Below are 26,767 nucleotides of genomic sequence, written 5' to 3'. Positions count from 1 at the left end.
ATGAGCACGTCGACTGAACTCAAACAGGGGATTCGCGAACACAAAGGACAGTTCTCGCTACACGTCCTGCTGGTCTTCGCGACGGGGTTGACCATCGGTTCGGAGCGTGCGGTCGTTCCGGTCCTCGGACGGGACGTCCTCGGCGTCGAGTCGCTGTTCGTTATCGGCTCGTTCGTCGTCTCGTTCGGGGTCGTGAAGTCGATTCTCAACCTCTACGCGGGCAAATGGGGCGAGGAGTACGGCCGCAAGCCGGTCCTCGTCCTCGGGTGGGCGACGGCGCTGCCGCTCCCGCTGATTCTGATATTCGCACCCAGTTGGGCGTGGATCTCTGTCGGGAACGTCCTGCTCGGTATCAACCAGGCGCTAACGTGGAGTATGGCGATCAACGCCAAGATCGATCTGGCGAGTCCGAGCGAACGTGGCCTCGCGGTCGGTATCGACGAGGCGTTCGGCTACTCGGGCGTCGCCGTCGGCGCGTGGATCACCGGCCTAATCGCCGGCCGGTGGAACCTCCGGCCCGAACCGTTCTACTTCCTCGCCGTCGTCGTCGTGCTGGCGTTCCTCATCTCGATCTTCCTGATAAAAGAGACCGTCCAGTACGCACACGCGGAAAGCGACGACGACCACCACGACGCGAACCTCCCGTTCAACGAGGTGCTGAAGCGAGCGACCTACGGGGACAGGACGCTGTTCGCCGCCGCCCAGGCCGGCCACGTCGAGAACTTCGTGGACACGCTGTTCTGGATCGCCGTCCCGCTGTATCTCACCAGCCAGGGACTCGGCATCGCGGCGGTCGGTGTCGTGGTCGGCGTCCATAGCGCGATGTACTTCCTCCAGATCGGAACTGGTGGACTCGCCGACCGCATCGGTCGCCGGCCGCCGGTAATATGGGGAATGTTCCTCGCCGGGGGCGGCGTCCTCGGGATGGTACTCGTGGATAGCTATCTCCCGTGGGCCGTTCTGGCCGCCGCATCCGGTCTGGGAATGGCGTTGCTGTATCCGAACCTGATGACCGTGCCGAGCGACGCAGCACATCCGACCTGGCGGTCGGCCGGCATGGGCGTCTACCGGATGTGGCGCGATTCCGGCTACGCCGTCGGTGCGGTTCTGATCGGGCTTTCGATGCAGTTCCTCGACATCGAGGCCGCCTTCTACATGACCGCGATCTTGATGTTCATCTCCGGGGGCGTCGTCTACGTCTGGATGGAAGAGACACATCCCGACTTCGGGACGCACGAACCGCCCAAACCGGCGCCTGAAGCGGCGGATTAACTGATACGGGTTGTCGTAGTCTTTTATCAGTGCTTGTTGACCCGTACAGGCGATGACCGGTGAATCGTCGCACCGATTCGAATGACCTCGCCTGCTCGGCGACGGTCGAAGAAACGGCGACGCTTACTCCTCTCCGTCTTCCGGTGCGAACTCGACGAGCGTGAGGTCACGCTCCAGCATACAGTAGTCGTGGGGGGGCTCCCCGACCACCTCGGTTATCTGGTATTCCTCGTCGAACTCGGCGCCGGCGGGTTCGCAGAACTCGTGGCTCGGGCATTCGGTGTAGGGACAGGGTCCGGCGAGTTCGGCCTTGCTCCCGGCGTAGGCGGCGTTGGAGGGAACGTTCGCCAGCACGGGCGCGGGCTCGACCTCGACGGCGGTGACGCCGGTGTCGTGGACGCCGCATTCGAGGGTGCCGGAATCGCGGACGCCGGTCACGCGATAGCGGCGGCCCTCGACGAGATTGAGACATTGTCCCCGGTAGGGACAGCCCTCACAGGCGGGCGCTTCGCCGCCGTAGACGAACTCCGTCCCCACCGACGCGAGTCGTTCGCCGATGAGCGTGACCTTCGACATGAAAGGGAGTTTCGTCGGCCTCCTGTTAAGCGCGTCGCCCCGAACACGTCGGAGAGTATGGATGGTGTTCCGATGCGGTGTATATCCATCAGTAACGCTGCCGTCGATTCTTTTCGAAGATACCTCGAAAAAGACCGAGTGGTGAACTGACTCGTCAAACCCCGCCCGTAATATGGCCCCGGGCGATCGCGACGAATCCCCAAACGAAGATCCACGTGAAAATGATCGTGAACGTGACCATCGACGAGGAGAGCAGGCCCATCGGTTCCGTCAGGTCGAACAATGCCGGGTACGAGAGCAGACCGATGACAACCGCGATGATGCCTCCCATGATACACTCGAGACACCTCCAGAGCGTGTTGAAACGGGGCTTAACACCGTGGATTCGTCGGGGACGCCCTCCCGCGCTGTTTGGTGTGTTCATCCATACCACTATCCTGAACGTTAATGCTAAATGGTTATAAATACGCCGTACAGACTGAGTCCTGCTGTGTCGTCTAACCCACATGAACTATCCGAAAACTCGTTTTTCCGCCTGATTCGAGCACCACACGCTGAAAAGAGCAGTTATGAATCACCCAGTAGCGGGAAGACAAGCTAACGACCAGCCATGTCGGAAGAATGATTCCGGATACGTCCCCGAGTCCGATGCTCAGGCCGTCTACGCGGGCTCGGTGCCCGGCGTCGTGGCGACGACTTTGTAGACGGCATACCCGGCCCACGTCAGGAGTCCGAGGAGGATGATGTAGGACCGTATCGCCAGCGGCACCAATGCCGTGTGTTCGATCTGGCCTTCGGCCGTCACGGGGTGGGGGCTGCCGGCGACGATTTCGAGCAGTCCGATACCGACGACGCCGAGTACGATGAGGCCGCCACCGACGTACGCTGCGATCTTGTCCGGAGTGGTGAAGTCATTCATTGGTGATCACCCGATGAACCAGCGGAGTTTGGGATGGTTCTGGAAGAACGCGGTCCGTGCGAGGTAGGCGTCGACGCCGAGAACCCGCCCGGCGCCGAGCGTGGCGATCATGGCGAATAGCAGGAGGCCGAGTAACTCTCCCGTGACGAGGCCGTGGGCCCACCCCCCGGTCTCGCCGTTGATGAAGTAGAAGAACATCATCAGAAACGCGCCGAAAAAGGACGCGAGACGGGTCAGTGCCCCGACGACGAGACCGAGTCCGATGAGGGTCTGGCCGACTGGAATCATGACGTTCACGAACGTCAGCGCCGCTCCTTCGGAGAACAGCGTCACCAACGGCCCGAGACTCGTCTCCGCTGCGGCGCCACCGACGAACCAGCCGGCGTTGAACGGCCACCCGAGGAACTTGTCGAGCCCTGCGTGGAGGAACCACCACCCGACCGCGAGGCGCATGATTACGAGCCAGTAGGCCAGCCACGCGGCTGACACGTTGAACGATACATCCCGTCCTAATAGTTCCGTGTTAACACTTGTCGACATTGCTCCAATTGGTCACGTTCACGTTCATCTGTTTTAAAGTTACCTCTCATTCATATAAAAAATAAGATAGGATTGTTGCCACTTCCGTCCGGCAGAGCATCGGGGAATGGTCAGTTCTGGACGAGTGTTACAGATCAGTCAGATACAGTCGCCCGCAGACGGTAGCCTACGCTTCGCGTCTCTTGAAGAGGAACTTCATGTCGCCCTCGAACACCGACTCGCCGTCCTGATTCGTCATCAGCGTGTCTATCTCGATGTAGCCCGCGTCGTCGCGGCTGTCGAGTTCCCGCTTTGCAGTGCACTCGTATTCGGCGCTGATTGTGTCGCCGATGAAAAGCGGGTTGGGCACGTCCATGTAGTTCATCCCGAGGAAGGCGACGACGGTGCGTTCGACGATGCCGGTCCGCTGGAAGAGCCCCGTGGCGATTATAAAGGTCATCGGGCCGTGACCGATACGAGCGCCGAAGGGGCCCTCTTCGGAGTACTCTTTGTTGGTGTGCAGTTCCGTCCAGTCGCCGGTGAACATCGAGTGGAAGACGAAATCCGTCTCGGTGATCGTTCGTCCGGCGCTTTCGAAGGTCTTGCCGACCTCCATGTCCTCGAAGTGATGCGGCTCGTAACTGTACGGCATACCATGCTACTCACACCCGGAGTTGATAATATTTGCCTGTAATCTACCGGAGTCGTTGGCGGCGCGGGCGTCGGAGTCGCTCCCCGGAATCCTCGTCGCTTTCGGCGGCCGTGATGCGGATATGCCATTCGTTCGGCGAGATCCGTTCGGTCTCGTAGTGCCAACCGCGTTCGTCGAGGTGGTCGTACAGCGGGACAGGGGAGATAGCGGTGATGACGACCACCGTCTCGTCGCGGTCGACGTCCTCCAGCGCCTCGATGACCGGGCCGAGTCGCGGGCGTCGCATCCGCTGGGTATCGAGTATCCAGTCGGGTGCCTCCTCGCTCACGGTCTCGGCGTCTGCTGGCCGTCGTTCCGGAACTCCCGGGTCGAGTTCGGCGTTCCTGCTGCAACCGTCGGTCTCGATATATAAAGCGCCGGACACCGTGTCTCAGCGAACGAGACGCCGGGCCGGTCGGGCGGAAAACCCTTTTGCACCGGCGTGTTAGACCCCGATATGGTTCAATGTGAGATGTGTGGCGCCCAGACCAGCGACCCGAAGACGGTGAAGGTCGAAGGCGCGGAACTCGACGTCTGTGACAACTGCGCCGACTTCGGCACGGAGGTGAAGACCCAGGAGACCTCCTCGTCCTCGACGAAGTACTCCACGTCCTCCTCGGGTAGTTCCTCTTCGTCCTCGACGAGTTCGTCGAGCAGTAGCGGCGGCGGTGGTGGCGGCACTCGTCGCGACATGTTCGACGAGATGGACGAGGTCGTCCAGGATTACGACGAGCGCATCCGAAACGCCCGCGAATCCGAGGGCCTCACACAGGAGGAACTCGCCGACCAGCTCAACGAGAAGGCGAGCCTCATCCGCAAACTCGAACGCGGTGACGTCCTCCCGAGCGACAAGGTCCAGTCCAAACTCGAAAAGGCCCTTGGTATCTCGCTTTCGACCGGTGGCTCCGGCGACGACAGCGAGTGGTCCGGTGGGTCCTCGGCGGGGAAGACGACTCTCGGCGACGTGGTCAAGCGGAAGGACTGAACGTCCAGAACGACCCTAGAGTTCGTGTTCGTAGAGGACTTCGTCGACGTTCGGATTCACGACGACCTGCTCGGTGTCCCCGACCGGTTCGTCCAACTCAACTGCCAGTAGTTTCGCACCGGTCTTCGGCGCGTAGGTGTACCGTTCGACCGTCCCCAGCCGTGGCTCTCCCTCGACGGTGACCCACACACGGCGTCCATCCATACCGAGTTCTTACTGCCCGGGTCCCCTGTATCCGTCGGTTCCCTGAAACGCTGCCGAACCCCTACCGTGCCCGGGCGGACCGCCATAGACAGTTATTTTTCGGTGGCAACCACCCTTCCGCTATGTTCGTTCTCGTCAACCTGAAGGCGTACCCCTGCGACCCGGTCGAAGTCGCCGAGGCGGCCGCCGAAGTCGCCAAAGACACGGGTGTCCGAATCGCCGTCGCCCCGCAGGCGGCCCACCTCGACCGCGTCGCCGCCACCGGCGTCGAAACGTGGGCACAGCACGTCTCACCCGTCGACCACGGCTCGCATACCGGCTCCACGCTCGCAGAAGCCGCCGCCGAGGCCGGCGCCGTCGGCACGCTGTTGAACCACTCGGAGAACCGCCTGAAACTCGCCGATATCGACGCCAGCGTCCGCGCCGCCGTACGTGCCGGCCTCGAAACCGTCGTCTGTGCGAACAACCCCCGACAGATCGCGGCCGCGGCAGCGCTTGAACCCGACGCCGTCGCCGTCGAACCGCCGGAACTCATCGGCACGGGGACCCCCGTCTCGCAGGCCGACCCGGACATCGTCACCGATTCCGTCGATGCTGCCGCAAGCGTCGGTGACGTGCCCGTCCTCTGTGGTGCCGGCATCTCGACGGGCGAGGACCTCGAAGCAGCGGGCGACCTCGGCGCCGAGGGCGTCCTCCTCGCATCGGGCGTTGCCAAGGCCGACGACCCGAAGGCGGCGCTTGAGGACCTCGTCTCGCCGCTGGTCTGATACGGATTGTTGTAACGATTTACCGGTCATCGCCTATACGGGTCGGCGATGACCGGTAACAGACTACAACAGTCCGTATAAATCGCTAAAAAAGAACCCGCGTTCTCAGTCGCTGGATTCGGTGCCGCCGTCGGCCGCGACTTCGGCGGTTGCGTCGACCGTCTCCGGCGCATCGACGCCCTCGACGAACGACGATTCGACGGCCTGCACCAGCAGCGCGTGTTCGGTCCCGTCGACTGGTTGGTCCGGATTGAACGGGTCGACGGTCTCCTCGGCGACGAGCGACGGGAGGGCGTACTCGTGACGCCCCCGACTCGCGTGGGCGACGAAGCCCCGCTCGCGGAGCTGTCGGTTCATCGAATAGGCGCCCGTTCGGTCGCCCGACCCGCCCGCGGCCTCGTGGGCTTCCTGCGGTGTCATCGGCCCGTGGGCCCGGTAGGCCCGAAGCATCTCGACAGCCATGTCGTCGAGTGCGTCGAGTTCCGACCGGAGCCGGTCGACGAGCCGTTCGCCGCCCGAGAGGGCGGGTGAAGCCGTCGGTTCGCGGGCGCTCCCGTTCGCCACGTCGCTGACGGTCAGCGAGTCGTCGTCGCCGGTTCCGCCGGTATCGGTGCCAGTCACGCGGTCGATACCGCCGAAGCCGAACGACTGGGCGCCCGTGTCGGTGCCCCAGTCGCTCGTCTCGGATGTAGTGTCCGCGTCGGTCGACGATTCGGTTTTGGTTTCGGCTTCTGTTCGGGACTCGGCTTCCACCGGGGATTCACCGTCGGTGTCTGCCTCGTTCGAAACGGTCGTGGTCTCGTCGTCTTCCTTCGTTTCGGCTTCGTCGCCGTCGTCGCTACCGGCGACGGGAACGGGACTCGATTCGCGTTCCTTCTCGCCGTTGCGGATAGCCTCCAGTTCGGCTTCGAGTTCGGGGTCCCGGCGGACGGGTCCAGCGACCTCGTCGAGTTCGCTCTGTCGGCCGGGGGCGGCCGAGAGGGGCCGGCCCGTCACCTGCTCCATCATCGCCCGCGAGAAGCGGTCGGCCATCTTCTTGAGGTCCTGGGCCTCCTTGAGTTGGCGTTCGAGGTCGCGGATGCGTTCGTCCTTCTGCTTGAGCTCGCGTTCCAGCTCCTCGATGCGGTTCTCGCGGCGCTCCTGGGTCTCGGAGATCTCTTCGAGTTCCTCGACGAGGTCGCCGGAGACGCTTTTGAGTTCGGGCCGCTCGAAGTCGTCGAGCCCGGGCGTCGCGCCCGCGTCGAACGTCTTCTTGCGCTCGAACTGAACGACGCGGATGTCCTCGGCCCAGTCGGTCATGAGGAAACACTCCCCGTCGTCCATCTCCTCGATGTGGTCGGCGTACTCGTTGCCGAGGATGCGGCCGACGACCTTGGTGTCGTTGTTCCACGTCAAACGGTGCCAGACGAGCCAGTCACACTGGGTGATGAAGTCCTTCTTGACGTCGGCGGGCCGCTGGCTGATGCCGACGATGCCGAGGCCGTGTTTCCGGCCCCGCTTGGAGACCTTGATAAGCATCCGGCCGCACTCGTCGACGCCGCCGCCCTCGGGGATGTACTCGTGGATCTCCTCGACGAGCATGAGGAAGGGCTGCTTGACCTTCTTCTCCTTCGCGAAGAGGTGTTTGGTCACCTCGGTCAGGAGCGCTCGTGCCTCCGATTCGTCGAGGAAGCTGGAGACGTCCAGGATTATCGGGACGTTCTGTTCGAGGGCGAGCTCGGCGATCTTGCCTGCGTGTTCTTCGGTGACCTGCAGGTCGCATTCCTCGTCGCCGCCGACGTGGAGGATCTCGTATTCCTCCTTGAGTCCGTAGTACTCGCCGTCGATGTCGACGATGAGGATGCCGAACCCCTTGTCGAGCATCTTCTCACAGATGACGCTCGCGGTGTTCGATTTGCCGGACCCGGACTTCCCGGTCACGAACGAACGGCCCGTCAACACGTCCACCACGGGGAGTTCGACGGGGGTCCCCTCCTCGTCGCCACGACTGATCTCTCCGACGGTGATCGTTTCCTCGCCCATCGACAGTCACCACTCGGCCGCCCCACATAGTTGTCCGTCAGACGGGCGTCTTGCAGGGCTTTTCGAGTATCGACCGGAGCCAGCGATTTATAAGGGTTCGTGTGGTCAGTTCCGCCGAATGCCGCTGAATACCGTCGACCTGTTCACCTACGGTATCGCCCTCCTCATCGTCGGTGGCGTCTTCTGGTGGGTTCTCAGCCAGTGGGTTCCCGAAGGCGGCCTCAAGGCGCCGTATAAATACGCCGCCTACCGAAGCGGCCTCACGCGCCGGGAGTCGGTTCCGGCGACCCTGCTTGCGCTGTTGGTTTTCGTCCCGGTTATCGTGAAGGGCGACAGCCTCTCCGGGTTGGGCGTCGGAATCGCTGGTGGACTGTATATCGGCGGGCTCTACATCGCCGCCATCGCCGTCGCGAATCGCCCGCGCGACGAGTACATCGAAAAGGCCGGCGGCGACCCCGACGAACTCACCTCCGAGGGAGCCAACGTCGTCGCCGGCGAGGCGAAAGTCCCCGAAGACGAACTCCCCCTCGAATCGCCCGTCTCCGGCGACCCGGCTGTCTGCTATGTCGCCTCAGTCGCCCAGTTCAAATCCCGACCGATGCGTTCCTCGGGCACCTACTTCATCACGTCCTACGAGGTCGAAACCCGGCCGTTCGAGGTCGACGGTCCCTTCGGCACTGCCGAAGTCGACCCCGAAGGGGCGTGGGTGAGCCTCGTTTCGGGGTCGCCGACCGACGTCGAACCGAACGTCGAGGGCGCTTTCACCGGCGGCGCCGCCGAAACCGAATTCATCGTCGAGGCCGGCGAACCGGTCCCCCAAGAGTTCCGTGAGGCCGACGTTTTCGAACCGTTACCCCTCACGACCGACGGCCGTGCCGAGCGGGAGTTGCGGTTCAAGGAGACGACCATCGCCCCCGGCGAGTCGGTCGTCGTCGCCGGGGAGGCCGAACAGGGCGACTCGTTCGGCTCGACGGTCCTGCGCTGTACTGCACCCGGGACGTTCATCGCGAAAGGTACCTTCGAGGACGTCGCCGAGTCGCTCTCGAAGGCGACCGGGCGCAACCTCGCGGTCGGCGGCGGGCTCGCGCTGTTCGGTGGCATCAGTCTGGTGTGGATGGCGATTCCGTAGCTACTCGCGAACTACGTCGCCGGAATGGACGTCCTCGGTCACCGTCACGCCGGCGCCGACGACCGCGTTCTCGCCGACGGTGACGCCCGGCAGGACGGTCGCTCCGGCACCGAGAAAGGCGCCGTCTTCGAGGACAACCTGTTCGAAGGTATCCTCACGGAACGTCATCCCGTCGTCATCGAGGTCGTGTGTCACGCCGACCACCGAGCAGTTCGGGCCGATCTGGACCCGTTCGCCGATCTCGGCGTTTTCGACGTAGCTGTTGGCGTTGATATCCGTCAGCCCGTCGATGGTGGATTTCTTGATGGACGTGCGCTCGTAAACTCGGACGCCCGCGGCGATCTCGGAATCGTGTATCGTTACGTACTCGCGAATCTCCGCATCCTCGATAGTCGAGTTCTCGATGCGGGCCGTCTCGTCGATTCCCATACCGTCGCGTCCGGCCGACGGTCAATCAGCCTGTGGGTCCGCCCGGATGACCCAGTGGTTCTCGTCCTGTCGGATCAACACCGACGGCTCCCGCAACTTGGCGATGTAGCCGGTCGGCTGGTCGAGGAGTTCGTGGTCGGCGTCGACCCGGACGAGGTTCCCGATGAGCTGTGCGGACGGAGGTTTCTGGGCCGCGCCGCAGTCGTATATCGTGATGAACTCGTTGCCGTCGCTGGTCTCGTGGACGATAACGTGTGCGTGGCGGGCCAGTCGCCACGTCTCCTCATCGACGACGGCGAGGTGATTCATATCCCGGCCTTCGGGGGCGGGCGACAAAAGGCTACGCTACTCGAAATCGGTGAGGCTGGCCTGCCCGCCCGACGAGCGCTCGCGGTGGCGTTCGCGGATGTCGTGGTCCCGGGCGTTCTCGGCTTCCGAACCATCGCCCTCCCACGTGTCGAGGCTGGCCTGGTCGCGCTCGTCGAAGGAGAGGTTCGACACCCGGACCCCGAGTTTTCGGACGGTCGCGTCCTCGAACTCCTCGAGCAGGTCGAGAGAGATTCCCTCCACGAGGTCCGGCGCGTCGACCGGCCCCGACAGCGACCGGGCGCGCGTGTTCACCTCGAAGGGTGGTTCGACGACCTTGATGCCGATGGTCTTGTAGAGGGCGCCCTTGGCGGTCGCTCGTTCGGCAACCTCGTCGGCAAGCGCCCGGACCTTCTCGCGTTTGGCCTCGGTGTCGTCGGCCGCCTCGACGAAGGCCGACTCGCTGGAGAGGCTCTTGGGTCGGCCCTTGGGTTCGACCTCGCGGTCGTCTTCGCCGCGGGCCTGGGCGTAGATGTCGCGGCCCCGTTCACCGAAGGCCTCGACAAGCGTCGCCTCGTCGGCCTCGGCGATGTCGCCGGCCGTCTCGAAGCCCATCTCGCGCAACTCGCGGGCGGTGACGGGGCCGACGCCGTGGAGGTCAGCCACCTCCATCGGCGCGAGGAACTCCCGTACCTCGTCGGGTTCGACCACGACGAGGCCGTCCGGCTTGTCGGCGTCGGAAGCCAACTTCGCGGTGGTCATGCTCGGAGCGATACCGACCGAAGCGACGACGCCCGCCGCCTCCTCGATGTCCGTTTTGAGTTCTCGACCGATGGCTTCGACCTCGTCCCACGAGGGGTCGCCCAGATCGAGATACGCCTCGTCGATGGAGACGTTCCGGACGGTGTCGGCGAACTCGTCGAGGACTGACTTTACGTCGGCGCTGACCTCCTCGTAGAAGGCCATGTCGACGGGCCGATAGACGCCCGTGTCCTCGGGGTCGTCCGCTGTCGCTCGACGTGGAAGCTTTTCAAGGGCTTCGGAGATGGCCATCGCGGATTCGATGCCGTACTCGCGGGCCTCGTAACTCGCGGTGGCGACGGCGCCGTGTTCCTCGCCGTCCTCGTAGCCCATCCCGACGACGAGGGGTTCGTCTTCCAGTTGTGGCTCCTTGAGGCGCTCACAGGCGGCATAGAAGCAGTCCATGTCGACGTGACAGACCACCTGCTCGGGCGCTTCCACGCCCGGGAGCCGTGCCATACCCGTCGATAGCGGGACGGTCGCCTATAAGGTTGCGAGAGCGCGGCGGAAGTAAAGCCGACCGAGTCCGTCGCGGCTACTCCAGGGAGTACCGCGTGACCGACTCGCCGAACAGCGATCCGAGATACAGCGCGTCGTGGTCCGGCTTTGGCGTCGCCGAGGTGACGCCGTAGACGTCGCCCTCGGGGTCGTGGAGGCTCTCGACGACGGTGCCCGTCTCGTCGAGGCGGAGGACGAGGCCGTAAGGGTCGCCGCTGACCTGCTCTAAGACCGCGGTCGGGAGTTTGCCGAGTTGCCGTTTGACCCACGGGTGTTCGTGGAGGCCGTCGAGAAAGTCGTCGCGGAGGGCGGGAATCGCCAGCCAGTAGGTGCCGTCGCTTGCTGCTTCGATGTTGTCGGGATAGCCGACGAGGTTCTCCGCGAAGGGTCGCTCATCGCCCTCGGAGTCGCCGTCGATCCAGTAGCGCGTCACCCGGTATCGTGAGGTCTCGGTCACCAGCACCGATTCGCCGTCGGCGTGCGGACAGATGCCGTTGGCGAACCCGAGGCCGGTCAACTCGACTGTCGTCTCCCCGGAGTCGGGGTGATAGGCCAGCAGGCGGCCGGTGTCCGCCAGCTCGAAGAGTTCGTCCTGGAAGATCACGTGTTCGGTGGCGTCCGTGAAGTAGACGGTTCCATCGTCGGCGATATAGAGGTCGTCGGCGAAGGCGATCTCGCGGCCGCCCGCGGAATCCGACAGCGTCGTCACCTCACCGTCGGGGTCCACGGAGATGAGGCCGGCGTCCTCCGCACAGACCAGCAGGTCCTCGCCGGCGAAGGTCATCCCGAGCGGCCGGCCCCGGGTCAGGGCGAAGGTCTCGATATCGGCGTCGGTGGTGTCGGGGGTGACCGGGTCGACGGTCCGGATGACGCGGCCGTCTCCGGTACCCGTATACAGGCGGTCCTCGGCGTCGAAGGCCACGTCCTCGGGGCCATCACAGGAGAGGACGGTGTCGGCGCCGACCAGTTCGTCGCCGGATGCCAGCAATCCCTCCATCGCCGGCGGCTCAGGGGGATACCATTCGGCGGGGTCCAGACGCGACTCGGCGACCCAACCGGCAGTGGCGATACCTCCCAACAACGCGAGCCCGGTCGCGACCGGGTGGCGCTTCGCGGTACCAAGCGGCATACCCGTTGTGAGACGCGGGCCTCCCAAGTAACTGTGTGTCAGTGACATTCGGTAGCACACAACGCTAAGTGGGTCGCCGGCCTACCTTCGGCATGCGCCTCGGCTTCGTCTACACCCGAATCCGTGAGGACGAGAAGATGCTACTGGAAGCTCTCCGGGGTCGGGGCCACGACGTGGTGAAGGTCGACGCGGCTGACGTGGCGTTCGGCCTCGACGGCCCCTACCCATCCGATGTCTTCGACGGCCTCGATCTGGCCTACAATCGGTGTCTGGAATCCAGTCGCGTCCGGTACGTCTCCCGGTTTCTCGACCACTACGGCGTTCCGGTGGTCAACAGCGCCGAGACGGCGTGGATCTGCGCGGATAAGGTCCGTGGAAGCCTCGCTCTCCGACGGGCGGGCGTCCCGACGCCGCGAACGGAGGTGGCGTTTACCGTCGAGACCGCCGTCGAGGTCGCCGAACGGTTCGGCTATCCGTGCGTCCTCAAACCCGTCACCGGGTCGTGGGGGCGGCTCATGGCCCGCCTCGACACCCGTGCGGCCGCCGAAGCCGTCCTCGAACACAAGGACACCCTCGGTGGCTTCGAGCACAAGGTGTTCTACATCCAGGAGTTCGTCGAGAAGCCGGGCCGGGACATCCGCGTCCTCGCGGCAGAGGGCGAACCCATCGCGGCGATGACCCGGTCGTCGGACCACTGGATCACGAACGCCGCCCGTGGCGGCAGCGTCGACGCTTTCGAGATTTCCGACGAGGTTCGATACATCGTCCGGGAGGCCTCCGACGCGGTCGGCGGCGGCCTACTGGGCGTCGATCTGATGGAGACGAAAACCGGCTATACCGTCCACGAGGTCAACGCCACCTGCGAGTTCAAGGCGCTCAACGCGGCCGTCCCGGAGGTGGACGTACCGGAGCGCATCGTCGACTGGCTGGAGGCCCGCGCCGCCGAATGATCACTCGAACCCGGCGCTGGGTTGCCGGTCGTTCTCGTCGGTCCCCTGTGGGACTCCACTGAGTGGGATGCCGCCTAAAAGGGCGGCGACGACGAGCAGGGCCGCCGAGAGGACGACGAAATCGCCGCTGACGTTCGCATAGCCAGCCAGTCTCGCCCCGGTCGAGACCACGAAGACGGTGACGTAGAAGGCGAGCGTGCCGAGGATTATCAGTACCGCGAACGTGATGACGGTCTGTACGAGGCCGCTCAGGGCGCGTATCACACGACTCATGGTGTGGCTTTCAGCGGCCCGCTGTAAGAGTCTGGTTGCCGATTTATAAGCACGCCCGCCGATTCAGGCGAGGAACTCCCGGACGGCATCGTTGAAGACCTCGGGCCGTTCGAGCATCGGCATGTGGGCGGTATCGTCGATCTTCCGGAACTCGCAGTCCGGGAGTTCGGCTTCGAGGAACTCGTGGAACGCCGGCGGCGTCATCGGATCGTGTTCGCCGCACAGCGCGAGCGCGGGGACCGTGATCTCGTCGACGCGGTCGCGGACGTCGAAGCGGTCGCACGTCTCGAAATCCCGGACGGTGACGGCCTGGCCGGTTCGGAGCAGCCCCGCTTTCGAGACCTCGACGAGGTCGTCGTCGGGCTCGTGAAACAGCGTGTCCGGAACGTGCAGCGAGGCGACCGCACTCTCGTAGTTGCGGGCGAGCGATTCGAGGAACCCCTCGTCGACGCCGAGTTTGGCGCCGGTGTCGGCCAACACGAGCGCGTCGATATCGAGGTCGCGTTCGAGGGCGATCCACAGCGCGATGGCGCCGCCCATAGAGTTGCCACAGAGAACCGTCGCATCGGTCTCCTCGCAGACGGCGACCACGTCGTCGGCATAGGCGTCGAGGGTTTCGGTGCCGGCCGCCGTGTCGATATCGTCACTGTCACCGTGGCCGGAGAGGTCGACGGCGACGGCGGGCGGGCCCTCGCGGTCGCCGTACTGTTCGACCCAGACGTCGTGGCTGCCGCCCGCGCCGTGGATATAGCAGACGCGGGGACCGTCGCCGAAGTCCGTTCGTCGATACGCAGTCGTTCGGCCGTCGTGTGAGACGGTGTCCATACCGGCTTCTCGACCGGTCGGCCGATAAACACGGCGACTGCGGTGAAAGACGGTCTCCCGAGCCGTTTCGATGCGACAAATCGAGCCAAAATTTAATATCTGACCTGTGGATTCAGGCCGCATGGCACACCGTGGCCTGCAAGCGCGGATGGTCGTCGCGATGAGCATCCTGTTCGGGTTCTACGTGCTCGTCGCGGCGCTTTTCGCGCCCGTCGTTGGTATCCCCGTCGTCATCGCTGGTAGTGTCCTCTTCGTCGGCGTGCAGTACGTCGTCGGCAAGAAACTCGCCCTCCGAAGCGTCGATGCGACCGACCTGGACCCGGACGTCCACCCGGAGATTCACGACCGCGTCGAGACGCTGGCCGAGTCGATGGAGATCGACAAGCCCCGGCTGATGGCCGGCCGGATGGGCGTTCCGAACGCTTTCGCCATCGGGCGGAAAGGCGCCGGAACGGTCGTCGTCTCCGACTCGATGCTCCGGATGGTCAAGGAGGGCCATATGTCGATGGACGAACTCGAAGGCGTCCTCGCTCACGAGCTGGCGCACATCAAGAACCGCGACGTCATCGTGATGTTGCTGGGCCAGTCGGTCGCCTCCATCATCGGCCTGACGGTGTTCTTCGTCGTCCAGTTGGTCACCGACGACATTCCCATCGTCGGGTTCATCGTCGCATATCTGCTGAGCATCGTCACCCAGATGCTCGTGATGGTGTTCGTGCTCGCCATCTCCCGGTACCGGGAGTACGTCGCCGACGAGGAGGCCGCCGAACACACCGGCAACCCCGACGCGCTCGCGCGGGCGCTGGCGGTGATCCAGGAGGTCGGTACTCACGAAGAAGCCCCCGAGGTCGACGGGGCGACGGCGTCGATGTGTATCTTCGGCGGCGAGCGCGGACTGCTCGCGGCCGTCTTCTCGACGCACCCACCGACCGAAAAGCGCATCAATCGACTCACCGAGATGGCCGACTGAACGGTCGGCTTCGCGGACCGTTCCTCCCTGTTTTCCCCTTTCGTAGTCGCCCGTTTCGTAGCCGCCGTGGCGGTCATCATAGATGTGAACCGCAAAACAACCGTTCGTATGCAACCCCCACACGTAAGAGGGGTGTCGAAGAAAGGTTTATATACTTTGACGGCTAACTCTGAGTTAGTATGACAGAATTTACGAAGGCGATTCGCGGCGACACGGACGGTATGGCACGTACCTACGAGTACGAGGATGAGACCGTCCTCGTCGCGGACTTCGGTGCCACCGACGGCCACGTCGACGTGGTCGACGGCACGGCTATCGTCATCGTCGACGACGAGCAACACGAGTTCGACGTCCCCGCCGGTGCGTCCCGTGCTATTATGAACAACGGAATCGTCACTATCGAGGTGGAGCGATAACGATGAAACTGACGGTCAAACCCCTCAAGCAGAAGGACGCCGGCCGCGGACTCGCCGCCATCGACCGAGCCGCGATGGACGAACTGGACCTCGAGAACGGTGATTACATCGTTATCGAAGGTGACGCCCGCGCCGTCGCGCGCGTCTGGCCCGGATACCCCGAAGACGAGGGGAAGGGCGTCATCCGCATCGACGGGCGCCTCCGGCAGGAAGCCGACGTCGGTATCGACGACAAGGTCACCGTCGAGGCGGCGGACGTCAACCCTGCAAAGCAGGTGACGGTCGCCCTGCCCCAGAACCTCCGCATCCGCGGGAACATCGGCCCACACATCCGCGACAAACTCAGCGGACAGGCTGTCACGACGGGCCAGAACGTGCCCTTCTCGCTCGGTCTCGGCCCACTGTCCTCGCAGAGCGGCCAGCGTATCCCGCTGAAGATCGCCGACACGGACCCCGACGGAACGGTCGTCGTGACCGATTCGACGGAAATCGAGGTCAGCGAAAAGCCCGCCGAACAGATCGCCCAGCGTCCCGGCGGTGCCGGCGCTGCTGCCGGCGAGGGCGGCACGCCCTCGGTCACCTACGAGGACATCGGCGGCCTCGACGAGGAACTCGAACAGGTCCGGGAGATGATCGAACTCCCGATGCGGCACCCCGAACTGTTCCAGCAGCTCGGCATCGAGCCGCCGAAGGGCGTCCTCCTCCACGGCCCGCCCGGCACCGGGAAGACCCTCATGGCCAAGGCCGTCGCCAGCGAGATCGACGCCTACTTCACGAACATCTCGGGCCCCGAGATCATGTCGAAGTACTACGGGGAATCCGAGGAACAGCTCCGTGAGGTCTTCGAGGAGGCCGAGGAGAACGCCCCGGCGATCATCTTCATCGACGAACTGGACTCCATCGCGCCCAAGCGCGGCGAGACCAGCGGCGACGTCGAACGCCGTGTCGTCGCCCAACTGCTGAGCCTGATGGACGGCCTCGAAGAGCGTGGCGACGTCATCGTCATCGGCGCAACCAACCGGGTCGACGCACTCGACCCCGCACTCCGTCGTGGCGGCCGCTTCGACCGCGAGATCGAGATCGGCGCGCCCGACAAGGAAGGCCGCAAGGAGATCCTGCAGGTCCACACCCGCGGGATGCCGCTGGCCGAGGGCATCGACCTCGACCAGTACGCCGAGAACACCCACGGCTTCGTGGGCGCCGACCTCGCGTCGCTGACCAAGGAGTCGGCGATGAACGCGCTTCGCCGCATCCGGCCCGAACTCGACCTCGAGCAGGAGGAACTCGACGCCGAGATACTGGAGTCGATGACGGTCACCGAGACGGACTTCAAGGAGGCCCTCAAGGACGTCACGCCCTCGGCGATGCGGGAAGTGTTCGTCGAGGTTCCCGACACCTCCTGGGACAGCGTCGGCGGCCTCGAAGACACCAAGGAACGCCTCCGTGAGACCATCCAGTGGCCGCTCGAATACCCCGACGTGTTCGAGCAGATGGACGTCGACGCCGCCAAAGGCGTCCTCCTGTACGGCCCGCCGGGTACCGGGAAGACCCTGATGGCGAAAGCCGTCGCCAACGAGGCGGAGTCGAACTTCATCTCCATCAAGGGCCCCGAACTGCTCAACAAGTACGTCGGTGAGTCCGAGAAGGGCGTCCGCGAGGTCTTCGAGAAGGCACGGTCGAACGCACCGACCGTCGTCTTCTTCGACGAGATCGACTCCATCGCGGGCGAACGCGGCCAGCGTATGGGTGACTCCGGCGTGGGCGAACGCGTCGTCTCCCAGCTGCTGACCGAACTCGACGGCCTCGAAGACCTCGAGGACGTCGTCGTCATCGCGACGACCAACCGGCCGGACCTCATCGACACCGCGCTGCTGCGCCCCGGTCGACTGGACCGCCACGTCCACGTCCCCGTTCCCGACGAGGGCGCCCGGAAGGCGATCTTCCAAGTCCACACCCGGGACAAGCCGCTGGCCGACGATGTCGACCTCGACGAGTTGGCCCGGCGGACGGACGGCTACGTCGGTGCCGATATCGAGGCCGTCTGCCGTGAGGCCTCGATGGCGGCGACGCGGGAGTTCATCAACAGCGTCTCCCGCGAGGAGGCCGCCCAGAGCGTCGAGAACGTCCGCATCACTTCGGACCACTTCGAACAAGCCCTCGACGAGGTCGGCGCCAGCGTCGACGCGGAGACCCGCGAACAGTACGAGGAGATCGAGGAGGAGTTCACCCCCGGCAGCGAGCCGACCGAACGCGAAGTCAGCCGGACGTTCCAGTAACGCCGGAACTGGCGTTCGAGTTTCCCGTTTTTTGCGTGTAATTGCCGCTTAGCGACGGCTATCGACCGGAATCGTCCGTTCCCTCGCGGTACTGCTCCATGTTCCCAACACCGACGCCGACGACGAGGCCACAGACCATCAGCACGATTCCCGCGAGGATGCCCCCGATTTTGACGGCGAGGGAGTAGTCGCCCAGAAACAGATGTGCGGCGGGGTCGCCGACTCGACTGCGGAGAAACGCCGTCGATAGGGCGATACCCCCGATAAACAGCACGCTCCCGACGACCGTCGCCGCGGTTTTCGTGTAGCTCATGTCGTCGGTTTGCAGTAGTCTACTCCAGGTTCCGGATGCCCTCGTCGGTGACGATGCTATCCAGTAGGTGCTGTGGCGTCGCGTCGTAGGCGGGGTTGGCCACCTCGAACCCCTCCGCGGGTTCGCGCATGACCTCGCTGGGCGAGCGGAACTCGTTTTCGAAGGCGAAGCCCTCCTCGATGATCTTCGCGTTCGCACCGAAGACGGTGACGGGCACCGCCAGTTCCGCCGCCGTCGCGGCGATGGGGAAGGTGCCGACGCGGTTGTAGAGCGTGTCCTCGACGATACAGGACATCCCAAGAGCGACCCGGTCGCACTCGTCGAGGTAATGGCCGGCGGCGCTGTCGACGATGAGCGTGGCGTTCACGCGGTCGATGCTGGCGAGCGTGCGGGCGGTCTTGCGGCCGAGGAACCGGGGGCGGGCCTCGGTGACGTAGACGTCGAGATGATGGCCCTCCTGTGCGGCGAGTTCGATGGCCTCCAGCACGGTCGTCGAGTAGTCGTGGGTCAGCACCGTCGCGCCGTCCGGCAGAAGGTCGATGGCGTTCTTCGCCGCCTCGTGTTTCGCGCGCTGGACCTCGCCGACCACGTCGTCGATGGCCGCTTCGGTCACCTCTTTCGCGGCGTCCACACTGTCGGCGTCGGCCTCTTCGACCTGGTTGACGATCTCCCGCTGGGTGTTGAAAAGCGAGGCGTGGGAGGGCTGGGCGCGGCGGAGGGCGCTACTGTTGCGGTCCAGCGAGCGGACGTACTCCTCGACGGTGGCGAACTCCCGGTCGAGCAACTCCCGGAGGGCTTCGGCGGCCTTGATGGCGACGGTCGACGACGAGTGGGTCTGCATCTCCTGGATCTCTTCGACGGTCTCGTCTATCATGCACTGAACATCGCAGGGCCAACCCATATGCCTTCGGGAGCGTCCGACGGCCCTATGGCGGTTGCCCGCCTACACGAGGTATGGTCACCGTCTCTTACCACTGCCCCCGCTGCGGTGCCATCGCCGAACTCGAACGGGACGCGTATTTAGATGATAAATGCGTCACTCCGAACCCGCTCGATGGCTGGGAGTACGCGGACGCCTACGAGGACTTCGAGAACGCCGATACCGATGGCGTGGTCATCGTCTGTGGCGCCGCCGAAACCGACGGCGAGGGCTGTGGCGAACCCTACTACCTGAGCTTCGTGAAATTCGAGGATGGCCGCGAGGTCGACACGAACCTCAATAGCGCCGACCCGAATTTCGATTTCCTCCGATAGCGGGCAGCCGAGGAGGTTCTATAATGGCCGAATATCCCCTCCACAGCAGTGTCGGCTATGAGTCTCACAATCCCCGGTAGGAACGGACAGCCCCGACGACGAAGACGAACGTGGTCAGGTAGACCGGGCCGAGATGCGTTATCCAGTCGTGGGAGAACGCATCCGCGGTGTAGTGCATGGGTAAGGCGAGGGCGAGGCCGACCACGGCGGTTACGACTGCGGTCGCCCACGCCCACGTGAGTTGCTGGCGGATTCCGAACCACGAAAGCGCGGTGACGGCGATCCCGGTCGAGATGATGAACGCTGCCGTGGCGACGTGCAAGTGGCTAATGTAGTACGCGACGGCCGGATTGAGATCGGCTGGCGTCATCCCGCCCAGAGTACTCACCCCGATTTCGAAACCACTTCCCACGAAATTCAACACCAGAAACACGACTCCATAGCCGATGAACGCGGCGCCCGCCAACGCCATCAGAAGTGACCCGGTTCGAAGGGTGGATTCGAGTTCGGTCTGTACTTCGTCGACCCCTTGTTCGGTGGTCGCCATAGGTTGTCGCGCTCCGAATCCGCACATTACCTTGCGAGCTAATACCGCACTAACGTTCCGACGGTTTGAGTGACCGGATATTGCTGAATATATATCTTATAATCAGTAGCCCGAACCGATCGACGATACGAAGTTCGAGGGGCCTGGAACACACGAAAGCCGATATTAGTTGGCTGATATCTTCTCGATTTCGACGTCAGGGCCGACTGTTGCAGTGAGTTCCGCTCCATCGACCGTGATCGATAGCCGGGCAGTCAGTGGGTCGTCCCCGGCCATCTCGACCGAAACGTCGTCATCGACGCCGTAGTATCGCCACGACGGGTCGTGCAACACGTCGACGCCGTGTGTCTCGAGGAAGGAGACGGCTGTCGGGTGAAACAACACGGGGAGCATCGGTGAACACCGTAATTCGTCTCCACACCGGCCACACTCGAACAGCGCCCTGACGGGGACGTGGTCGTTCTCGGAGGACCGTTCGAGGGCACCATCGATTCGGCCCCCGCAGTTCTCGCAGAACCCCTGGAAGAACTTCGTCACCGTCGCATGCATCCAGCGGTCGAACGCGGCAGGAAGGTCCGCGCGGGCGAACTGGTCGAGACTGCCGGGCGGAAACGGAAACTCGTTGTGCCACTCGCTACAGTCCGGACAGGAGAGTTTCGCGTTCTCGTCTTCGTACTCCGCATTGAGGGTGTCGTGGCCACATAACGGGCACGGCCCCTCGAACTCGAACGGCGCGATAGACGCGTTCGCGGTGTAGGCACCGGAGAGAATCGCGCCGTAGACTCGGTCCCCCGCCATCGAGAGTGTGTATCCCTCGTCGCCGTGTGTCACGAAATGGTCGACGAGTTTTCGAAGGTGGTAATTGAACTGTCCCGAATCCTCCGCGCCGACTGCGCCTCGGATGGCCGAGAACGACATCGGTTCCCCTGCCTCCCCGAGCGTCCGAACGATCTCGACGCGGAGGTCGTTCGACAGGAGTCCGAACGCTTCCCCGGGTGGCTGGTATTCGACAGCGACTGTCCGGTCGTCGTTCATAGGTCCTACGCGCGACCGAGGAGCAAAGCGCTTCCGACGAGATCGACTCCACGGATTCGAACGGCCTCTTGGTGATATTGTGGCGTGTTGAGCGGTGTCGCTGTTCGACGGTGCGATAACCGAGGCTGGACGCGTGTCTCTCATTGCGAGCGTGTTTCGGTCGCATACACTCAAGCGTCTTCCAACTGTTGAGTGACGTATGGAGACTCGCCGTGAACTCATCGGAGCGGCAACGCTGTTCGTCGGGGCGGGCTGTCTGGGTGACGGTAATGGCAACAGGAACGGGAACGGTGATGGACGCGCTGGACCATCAGTGTCGTCGCCTGCCTTCGATGCGGGAGCGACCATCCCGACGAAGTATACCTGCGACGGCGAGGACGTTTCCCCACCGTTGCGGATTCGCGGGACGCAGGACGCCGTCGAGTCGCTGGCCCTGGTCGTCGACGACCCGGATGCGCCATCCGAGACGTCGTTCGTCCACTGGCTGTTGTGGAACGTTCCGCCTGACACGGAGGAAATCCCCGAGGACATCCCCCAGGAGCAGACTGTGGCAGCACTCGACGGCGCGGCACAGGGGACGAACGACTTCGGTGAAATCGGCTATCGTGGCCCGTGCCCGCCGGCAGACGACGGGCCGCACACCTACCGGTTCACGGTGCTGGCCCTCGATACGATGCTCGACCTTGACCCTGGGGCTGACCGTGAAACGTTCCAATCGGAAGCTGACCCGCACGTCCGTGGTGAAACGACGATTTCTGCGGACTACGAACGGCAGTAGTCGGTCCCACAGTTCATTCAGGAGCATCCGCCGAGTGGGGCGTCCGGTTGGGTCGCGGCGTAGCCGCGACCTTATCACGTGGCGGCCCACGGCTGCCACGCACGGGACCAAGGCCCGTCGTGTCTTTTTCATCGAAGTGGTTCGGGAGTCGCCTTTGAGGACTCTCGTCATCCAGCGAATCGCCGAGGGCGATTTGCATGGATTTTGCCGGGTCGGCGAAGCCGAGCCGTGCAAAAAGTTCGTTAAAAGAAAACCGTTCCGTGATGCCGGGGCCTGTCGTCGCGCTGCTTCGTCCGATAGGTGTCGAGGCGGACTTCGAGTTGCTCGCGGAGATCGCCGGCCGGAATCAGTTCGTCGACCTGCATCTTGCTGGCCTGCTTCTGAATGTCGATGTACTTGTCGAACTCCTGTTTGGCGGACTCGATGAAGGCGTCCTTTGTGTCGCCGTCCATGTCCTCGATCTGACCGCCGAAGAGGGCGTGAACGGCGGCGTCGGGCCCCATCACGGAGATCTCGGCGGAGGGAAGCGCGAGGGTGGCGTCGGGGCCGAAGGAGGGGCCGGCCATCGCGTAGATGCCGGCGCCGTAGGCCTTGCGGGTGATGACACAGAACTTCGGCACCTGCGCGTTCGAGGTGGCGTAGATGAACTTCCGACCCTTGCGGAGGACGCCCTCCTTTTCGACCTGTGAGCCGATCATAAAGCCCGGTGTATCGCAGAGATACACGAGGGGAATGTTGTAGGCGTCGCAGGTCCAGACGAAGCCGGCGCCTTTGTCGGCCGAATCGGGGAAGATGGCGCCCGAAACGTGTTCGGGGTTGTTGGCGACGATGCCGACGACCTGTCCGTCGATGCGTCCGAGGCCGGTGACGAGTTCCGGCGCGAAATCGGGCTTCATCTCGATGAAGGAATCCCGATCGACGACGCGGTCGATGACCTCGGTGACGTCGTAGGCCTTGTTCGGTTCCTCGGGGATGATATCGTCGAGGCTGTAGGGATTCTTCTTCGGCGGTTTGGCGGCCCTTTCAGGCGGGTCCTCGGCGTAGTTCTGTGGGAGGAGTTTGAGTATCTCCTGGGCCTTCTCGGCGGCGGTTTCCTCATCGGGAACGACGAGGTCGGCGCTGCCAGAGTGTTGGGCGTGGACCTGTGGGCCGCCGAGTTGCTGCATGTCGGTCTGCTCGCCGGTCATCGCCTCGACGATTCGCGGCGAGGCGATGGCCATGCCCGAGATCTCCTCGACCATGATGAGGTAATCACAGAAAACGGGCGTGTAGGCGGAGCCGGCGACGTCGGGACCGTAGAGGACGCCGATCTGCGGGATCTCGCCGGACATCCGACACTGGTTGTAGAACATCTTGCCGCCGCGGTAGCGGTCCATGTGGGTGTCGCCGGGTTCCCGTTCCTCGGCGTTGAGGCGGGCGCCCGTCGAGTCCACGAGGCGGAGCATCGGGATGCCGAGGTCCATCGCGCGTTCCTGGATGCGGATGACCTTCTCGACGCCCATCTGGCCGAGCGAGCCGGCTTTGACCGTGTAGTCGTTGGCGGTGAAAGCGATTTTGCGGCCGTCGATGGTCCCGATGCCCGTTATGAGTCCGTCGGCGGGGAGTTCATCGTCGTCACCGTGGCGGGCGAAGGTACCGTCCTCGTATTCGATCTCATCGAAGATTATGTCGAGGCGGTCGCGGGCGAACACCTTCCCGAGGTCGTCGATCTTCTCGAAGCCCCGCTCGGGGCCCCCGGACATGATGGCCTCGATGTCCTCGCGGAGGGCCTCCTCGCGTTCGGTGACGACCGCGCCTTCCTCGCTCCAGTTCTCGCCGGCTTCGGCGAGTTTGCCGCCTCCTTTGTCGACCAGTTCCACGCCCCGGCCCAGATGCTCCGAAACGGCCGTCGCGATGGCCTGTGCGATCTCCTCGTCGGTTTCGTCGTCGATTTTGATTTCCATAGTATCTCGTGGAAACACACCGGAAGTTTAGAGTTTCCAGCTCCTTCGTATGCCGTGATATACCAACGCAGGTAAAAACATTGTGGGTGCCAGAACGCGCCCCGGATAAGCGGCCCACCCTCGGCAGTGGCTGCCGCTCGTCGTCCCCTTTTGAGGCACCTGATCCAAAGGGAAGCGCATGACTTCTGCCCTATTCGTCGTAAGTGAACAAGGGTATTGGGGCGAGGAATGCGTCGAACCGCTGACGACGCTGGAAGACGCCGGCGTCGACGTGACGGTCGCGACGCCGACCGGTGGCGGACCCGTCATCGACGAGGGCTCGGCCGACCCCGAGGAGGTCGGCGAGGAGACGGCCGCCGAGGTCCGCGAGATCGACGAGAATCACCCGAAACTGAACAACCCGATTCCGCTGGCACGGGCCACGCCCGGCGAGCACGATGCGGTCGTCTTCCCCGGCGGCCACGGAACCGAGTGGGACGTGACGCAGGACCGCCACGCTCGCCAACTCCTGCTCGATGCGGTCGCCGGCGAGGACGGCGTCGCGCTCGTCGTCTGCCACGCCGTTGGCATCCTCGGCTTCACTCGCGAAGCCGACGGCTCGTTCCTCGTCGAGGGACGCGAAGTCACCGGCTTCCCGAACGTGTGGGAGGAGGACATCGTCGACGAGTTCGACCGACTGCCCGACGGTCGCAAACTCCCCTACTGGGTCGAAGACGAGGTGAAAGCCGTCGGCGGCGAGTGGGATGCCGAACTCGATGCCGAAACGAGCGTGACGGTCGACGGTGACCTGATTACGGCCCGAGGGCCCGCTTCCTCGGCCGCCGCCGCGCGGACGCTGCTCGACGAACTCGGCGAATAGCTCTCCTTTCTTCCGTTCCTAGATTCCTCGGTCCGCGCCTGCGCAAACTCTAATAGCGTCAACAGTTTACAGGGCGCATGGCACGTGCCGAATCCGAACTCCACGACCTCATCCGAGAATCGATACAGGGCATCGCTGACGACTTCGACCGGGAGTACTGGCGCGAGCATATCGAGCAAAAGGAGTTCCCCGAGGAGTACTGGCAGGCGCTGGCGGAAGACGGCTGGCTCGGCGTCACCATTCCCGAGGAGTACGGCGGCGAAGGCCTCGGTATGCTCGAGATGAGTATCATCATCGAGGAACTGTCCCGGGGCGGGGGACAGGGCGGCATCATCTTCGTTCTCACGCCCGTCTTCGGCGGTATCGGCATCCAGCGACACGGCAGCGAGGCACAGAAAGAAGAGTACCTCCCGAAGATCGCCGACGGCGAGATGAAGTTCTGCATGGCGCTGACCGAACCGGAGGCCGGGACGAACACGCTCAACATCGACACCTACGCGGAGGAGACCGACGATGGCACCTTCCACGTCAACGGACAGAAGACGTTCATCAGCGGCGTCGAGAACGCCGACTCGATGCTGCTCGTCGCCCGCACCTCCGAGTTCGACAAGTCGAACCCGACCCACGGCGTCACGCTCTTCGTCGTCGACGACCCCGCCGAACGCGAGGGTATCAAACTCTCGGAACTCGACACGGCCGTGCCGTGGTTCGAACGCCAGTATCAGGTCACCTACGACGACCTCGAAGTCACCGAGGACGACATCCTCGGCACCAAGGACGGCGGCCTCTACCTCCTGTGGGACACCCTCAACACAGAACGGCTCGCCGGCGCCGCCTCCGCGCTCGGCGGCGGCCTCCGGGCTATCGACCTCGCGGTCGAATACGCCGGCGACCGAAACGTCTTCGGCCAACCCATCGGCGCCCATCAGGCTATCCAGCATCCCATCGCCGAATCCTACGCCAAACTCATGGCCGCCCGCGAGATCCTTTATAAAGGCGCCAACAAGTGGGACGACGACGAGGACTGCGGCCTCGAAGCCAACGTCGCCAAACTGCTGGCCTCACAGGCCGGCACCGAGGCCGCCGACCGGGCCATCCAGGCCCACGGCGGCAACGGCTTCACCCACGAGTACGAGGTCTACGACATCTGGCAGAACCTCCGACTCACCCAGACCGCACCAGTCTCCAACGAGATGGTGCTGAACTACATCGGCGAGCACGAGTTGGGGCTGCCAAGGAGTTACTAACAGCCACTTTTGTACCCACTTTTTGCACGCTCCGCCGGTCTGGCGCGCTACGGCGCCAGACCCGGCTCCGCGGTCATCAGATTCCGCAGGAATCTGATGGGCAATCAGACCGCGCAGCGGTCTGATGACGGCAAAAACGTGGGTGCGTTACCCGACAAGCGTCTGCAGCACCCGGGATTCGGCCTTTCGGAGATGCTCGTCGACCGTCGAGGGGGCACAATCGAGGCGGTTGGAGATCTCCTCGTGGGTCGTTCGTCGCGGAATCTCGTAGTAGCCCAACTCGACGGCGGTTCGGAAGACCTCGAGTTGGCGGTCGGTGAGCATCGAGAGGGTATCGCTGCGGTCCGGCGAGTAGGTCCCGACCTCGTCGACGTTGATCGTCAGGTCGTCGGGCAGTTCGTCGAGGGCCTGCTGGAGCATCTCGTGGCTGCCGATGATGGTCATTCGAAGCGCGCCACGGCCCGTGTACTCGATGGGCGTATCGAGCATCAGAGCGTACTTCTCGGCGAGATGCATCAGCGTCTTCGCCGGGTCGCCGGGCTGGAGGTGGAGGTAGAGGTGGAAGTCATCGTCGTCGGCGTCGAGCAGGTCCAGCGCGATGACGTCGTCGTGGTCCTTGAGGTCCGGCACGACGTTCTCGGCGTCGCCTTCGAGTCGGTAAAGTAACACGCCGGTTCCATCCCCGAGCGTGTCGATGTGCATGATGGCCTACCGAGAAACCGAGGAATCGGCCGCGATGACGCGGTCTACCGGGTGAAACCCGTCTTCGTCCGGCGTGAGTGTGAAATCGAAGTATCGCATGTCGGGGACCAGTCAGGAGCCGTCTGTCATCAT

The 26,767-nt window shown here is 63.9% G+C and carries 32 protein-coding genes; 12 read left to right on the top strand and 20 right to left on the bottom strand.

The window, feature by feature from the left end:
* On the top strand, positions 1 to 1,272 hold the full coding sequence (locus tag V5A53_RS02635; RefSeq protein ID WP_332312012.1) for an MFS transporter: 1,272 nt from the start codon (positions 1 to 3) through the stop codon (positions 1,270 to 1,272).
* Positions 1,273 to 1,395: 123 nt separating this feature from the next.
* Here the strand turns inward: V5A53_RS02635 and V5A53_RS02630 are convergent, their stop codons facing one another.
* The 6 genes from V5A53_RS02630 to V5A53_RS02605 form a co-directional block, all read right to left on the bottom strand.
* Entirely contained in the window at positions 1,396 to 1,848 is a 453-nt protein-coding gene (locus tag V5A53_RS02630; RefSeq protein ID WP_332312011.1) for a UPF0179 family protein, read from the bottom strand.
* A gap of 154 nt (positions 1,849 to 2,002) precedes the next feature.
* Positions 2,003 to 2,179 carry a hypothetical protein gene (locus V5A53_RS02625; RefSeq protein WP_332312010.1) on the bottom strand — a complete coding sequence of 59 codons (177 nt, stop codon included), beginning with the start codon at positions 2,177 to 2,179 and terminating at the stop codon, positions 2,003 to 2,005.
* Positions 2,180 to 2,509: 330 nt separating this feature from the next.
* Positions 2,510 to 2,767, bottom strand: a complete 258-nt coding sequence (locus V5A53_RS02620; RefSeq protein WP_332312009.1) for a hypothetical protein — start codon at positions 2,765 to 2,767, stop codon at positions 2,510 to 2,512.
* A gap of 6 nt (positions 2,768 to 2,773) precedes the next feature.
* Entirely contained in the window at positions 2,774 to 3,256 is a 483-nt protein-coding gene (locus V5A53_RS02615; protein WP_332312008.1) for a DoxX family protein, read from the bottom strand.
* Between the two features lie 217 nt (positions 3,257 to 3,473).
* Positions 3,474 to 3,938 (bottom strand): MaoC/PaaZ C-terminal domain-containing protein, encoded by a 465-nt coding sequence (locus V5A53_RS02610; RefSeq protein WP_332312007.1) that lies wholly within the window; start codon positions 3,936 to 3,938, stop codon positions 3,474 to 3,476.
* A gap of 43 nt (positions 3,939 to 3,981) precedes the next feature.
* A complete protein-coding gene (locus V5A53_RS02605; RefSeq protein ID WP_332312006.1) occupies positions 3,982 to 4,266 on the bottom strand; it encodes a DUF2249 domain-containing protein in 285 nt (94 codons plus the stop codon).
* Between the two features lie 168 nt (positions 4,267 to 4,434).
* Here V5A53_RS02605 and V5A53_RS02600 point away from each other — a divergent pair, with 168 nt between their 5' ends.
* Positions 4,435 to 4,962 carry a multiprotein bridging factor aMBF1 gene (locus V5A53_RS02600; RefSeq protein WP_332312005.1) on the top strand — a complete coding sequence of 176 codons (528 nt, stop codon included), beginning with the start codon at positions 4,435 to 4,437 and terminating at the stop codon, positions 4,960 to 4,962.
* 15 nt (positions 4,963 to 4,977) lie between these two features.
* Here the strand turns inward: V5A53_RS02600 and V5A53_RS02595 are convergent, their stop codons facing one another.
* The gene (locus V5A53_RS02595) at positions 4,978 to 5,166 is read right to left on the bottom strand and encodes a hypothetical protein (protein WP_332312004.1); all 189 of its coding nucleotides are present in this window, start codon (positions 5,164 to 5,166) and stop codon (positions 4,978 to 4,980) included.
* Positions 5,167 to 5,288: 122 nt separating this feature from the next.
* Between V5A53_RS02595 and tpiA the strand changes: the two genes are divergently transcribed.
* Positions 5,289 to 5,933, top strand: coding sequence for a triose-phosphate isomerase (gene tpiA, locus V5A53_RS02590; protein WP_332312003.1), 645 nt, complete (start codon positions 5,289 to 5,291; stop codon positions 5,931 to 5,933).
* Between the two features lie 105 nt (positions 5,934 to 6,038).
* On the opposite strand, the gene V5A53_RS02585 is transcribed toward tpiA, so the two are convergent.
* On the bottom strand, positions 6,039 to 7,955 hold the full coding sequence (locus V5A53_RS02585) for a helicase HerA domain-containing protein (protein ID WP_332312002.1): 1,917 nt from the start codon (positions 7,953 to 7,955) through the stop codon (positions 6,039 to 6,041).
* 118 nt (positions 7,956 to 8,073) lie between these two features.
* Between V5A53_RS02585 and V5A53_RS02580 the strand changes: the two genes are divergently transcribed.
* The gene (locus V5A53_RS02580; protein ID WP_332312001.1) at positions 8,074 to 9,084 is read left to right on the top strand and encodes a hypothetical protein; all 1,011 of its coding nucleotides are present in this window, start codon (positions 8,074 to 8,076) and stop codon (positions 9,082 to 9,084) included.
* On the opposite strand, the gene V5A53_RS02575 is transcribed toward V5A53_RS02580, so the two are convergent.
* The 4 genes from V5A53_RS02575 to V5A53_RS02560 all read right to left on the bottom strand — a co-directional run bounded on the left by V5A53_RS02575 (position 9,085) and on the right by V5A53_RS02560 (position 12,247).
* Positions 9,085 to 9,513, bottom strand: coding sequence for an acyltransferase (locus tag V5A53_RS02575; RefSeq protein WP_332312000.1), 429 nt, complete (start codon positions 9,511 to 9,513; stop codon positions 9,085 to 9,087).
* 21 nt (positions 9,514 to 9,534) lie between these two features.
* Positions 9,535 to 9,822, bottom strand: a complete 288-nt coding sequence (locus V5A53_RS02570) for a hypothetical protein (protein WP_332311999.1) — start codon at positions 9,820 to 9,822, stop codon at positions 9,535 to 9,537.
* Between the two features lie 36 nt (positions 9,823 to 9,858).
* Positions 9,859 to 11,079: a DNA polymerase IV gene (dinB, locus tag V5A53_RS02565; RefSeq protein WP_332311998.1), complete on the bottom strand. Its 1,221-nt coding sequence runs from the start codon at positions 11,077 to 11,079 to the stop codon at positions 9,859 to 9,861.
* A 76-nt stretch (positions 11,080 to 11,155) separates the two neighbouring features.
* Positions 11,156 to 12,247, bottom strand: coding sequence for an SMP-30/gluconolactonase/LRE family protein (locus V5A53_RS02560; protein ID WP_332311997.1), 1,092 nt, complete (start codon positions 12,245 to 12,247; stop codon positions 11,156 to 11,158).
* Positions 12,248 to 12,339: 92 nt separating this feature from the next.
* Here V5A53_RS02560 and lysX point away from each other — a divergent pair, with 92 nt between their 5' ends.
* A complete protein-coding gene (gene lysX, locus V5A53_RS02555) occupies positions 12,340 to 13,197 on the top strand; it encodes a lysine biosynthesis protein LysX (protein WP_332311996.1) in 858 nt (285 codons plus the stop codon).
* On the opposite strand, the gene V5A53_RS02550 is transcribed toward lysX, so the two are convergent.
* Together V5A53_RS02550 and V5A53_RS02545 are read right to left on the bottom strand one after the other, a co-directional pair.
* Complete coding sequence (locus V5A53_RS02550; RefSeq protein WP_332311995.1) at positions 13,198 to 13,470, bottom strand: hypothetical protein; 273 nt, start codon at positions 13,468 to 13,470, stop codon at positions 13,198 to 13,200.
* A gap of 63 nt (positions 13,471 to 13,533) precedes the next feature.
* Positions 13,534 to 14,295: an alpha/beta fold hydrolase gene (locus V5A53_RS02545; RefSeq protein WP_332311994.1), complete on the bottom strand. Its 762-nt coding sequence runs from the start codon at positions 14,293 to 14,295 to the stop codon at positions 13,534 to 13,536.
* A 121-nt stretch (positions 14,296 to 14,416) separates the two neighbouring features.
* Here V5A53_RS02545 and V5A53_RS02540 point away from each other — a divergent pair, with 121 nt between their 5' ends.
* From V5A53_RS02540 to V5A53_RS02530, 3 genes are all read left to right on the top strand, one after another.
* Entirely contained in the window at positions 14,417 to 15,265 is an 849-nt protein-coding gene (locus V5A53_RS02540) for a M48 family metalloprotease (protein WP_332311993.1), read from the top strand.
* Positions 15,266 to 15,444: 179 nt separating this feature from the next.
* On the top strand, positions 15,445 to 15,681 hold the full coding sequence (locus V5A53_RS02535) for a DUF7127 family protein (protein WP_332311992.1): 237 nt from the start codon (positions 15,445 to 15,447) through the stop codon (positions 15,679 to 15,681).
* Between the two features lie 2 nt (positions 15,682 to 15,683).
* Positions 15,684 to 17,957 carry a CDC48 family AAA ATPase gene (locus V5A53_RS02530; protein ID WP_332311991.1) on the top strand — a complete coding sequence of 758 codons (2,274 nt, stop codon included), beginning with the start codon at positions 15,684 to 15,686 and terminating at the stop codon, positions 17,955 to 17,957.
* 58 nt (positions 17,958 to 18,015) lie between these two features.
* Here V5A53_RS02530 and V5A53_RS02525 read toward each other — a convergent pair whose 3' ends face one another.
* A complete protein-coding gene (locus tag V5A53_RS02525; protein WP_332311990.1) occupies positions 18,016 to 18,270 on the bottom strand; it encodes a hypothetical protein in 255 nt (84 codons plus the stop codon).
* Between the two features lie 19 nt (positions 18,271 to 18,289).
* The gene (locus V5A53_RS02520) at positions 18,290 to 19,144 is read right to left on the bottom strand and encodes a translation initiation factor eIF-2B (RefSeq protein ID WP_332311989.1); all 855 of its coding nucleotides are present in this window, start codon (positions 19,142 to 19,144) and stop codon (positions 18,290 to 18,292) included.
* A gap of 80 nt (positions 19,145 to 19,224) precedes the next feature.
* Here V5A53_RS02520 and V5A53_RS02515 point away from each other — a divergent pair, with 80 nt between their 5' ends.
* Positions 19,225 to 19,524 (top strand): hypothetical protein, encoded by a 300-nt coding sequence (locus V5A53_RS02515; RefSeq protein ID WP_332311988.1) that lies wholly within the window; start codon positions 19,225 to 19,227, stop codon positions 19,522 to 19,524.
* A 64-nt stretch (positions 19,525 to 19,588) separates the two neighbouring features.
* Here the strand turns inward: V5A53_RS02515 and V5A53_RS02510 are convergent, their stop codons facing one another.
* Together V5A53_RS02510 and V5A53_RS02505 are read right to left on the bottom strand one after the other, a co-directional pair.
* Entirely contained in the window at positions 19,589 to 20,071 is a 483-nt protein-coding gene (locus tag V5A53_RS02510) for a hypothetical protein (RefSeq protein ID WP_332311987.1), read from the bottom strand.
* Between the two features lie 165 nt (positions 20,072 to 20,236).
* A complete protein-coding gene (locus tag V5A53_RS02505) occupies positions 20,237 to 21,106 on the bottom strand; it encodes a winged helix-turn-helix domain-containing protein (protein ID WP_332311986.1) in 870 nt (289 codons plus the stop codon).
* A gap of 199 nt (positions 21,107 to 21,305) precedes the next feature.
* On the opposite strand from V5A53_RS02505, the gene V5A53_RS02500 reads away from it, so the two are divergent.
* Positions 21,306 to 21,884 (top strand): YbhB/YbcL family Raf kinase inhibitor-like protein, encoded by a 579-nt coding sequence (locus tag V5A53_RS02500; RefSeq protein WP_332311985.1) that lies wholly within the window; start codon positions 21,306 to 21,308, stop codon positions 21,882 to 21,884.
* 242 nt (positions 21,885 to 22,126) lie between these two features.
* Here V5A53_RS02500 and V5A53_RS02495 read toward each other — a convergent pair whose 3' ends face one another.
* Positions 22,127 to 23,827, bottom strand: coding sequence for an acyl-CoA carboxylase subunit beta (locus tag V5A53_RS02495; RefSeq protein WP_332311984.1), 1,701 nt, complete (start codon positions 23,825 to 23,827; stop codon positions 22,127 to 22,129).
* Positions 23,828 to 24,005: 178 nt separating this feature from the next.
* On the opposite strand from V5A53_RS02495, the gene V5A53_RS02490 reads away from it, so the two are divergent.
* On the top strand, positions 24,006 to 24,686 hold the full coding sequence (locus tag V5A53_RS02490; RefSeq protein WP_332311983.1) for a type 1 glutamine amidotransferase domain-containing protein: 681 nt from the start codon (positions 24,006 to 24,008) through the stop codon (positions 24,684 to 24,686).
* A 77-nt stretch (positions 24,687 to 24,763) separates the two neighbouring features.
* Entirely contained in the window at positions 24,764 to 25,933 is a 1,170-nt protein-coding gene (locus V5A53_RS02485) for an acyl-CoA dehydrogenase family protein (RefSeq protein WP_332311982.1), read from the top strand.
* 147 nt (positions 25,934 to 26,080) lie between these two features.
* Here the strand turns inward: V5A53_RS02485 and V5A53_RS02480 are convergent, their stop codons facing one another.
* The gene (locus V5A53_RS02480; RefSeq protein ID WP_332311981.1) at positions 26,081 to 26,635 is read right to left on the bottom strand and encodes a helix-turn-helix domain-containing protein; all 555 of its coding nucleotides are present in this window, start codon (positions 26,633 to 26,635) and stop codon (positions 26,081 to 26,083) included.
* Positions 26,636 to 26,767: the final 132 nt, after the last annotated feature.

The organism is Natronomonas sp., from assembly GCF_036625485.1.
Lineage (GTDB): Archaea > Halobacteriota > Halobacteria > Halobacteriales > Haloarculaceae > Natronomonas.
The sequence above is the reverse complement of the archived record's forward strand: the minus strand, read 5'-3'. Positions and strand labels throughout refer to the sequence as shown.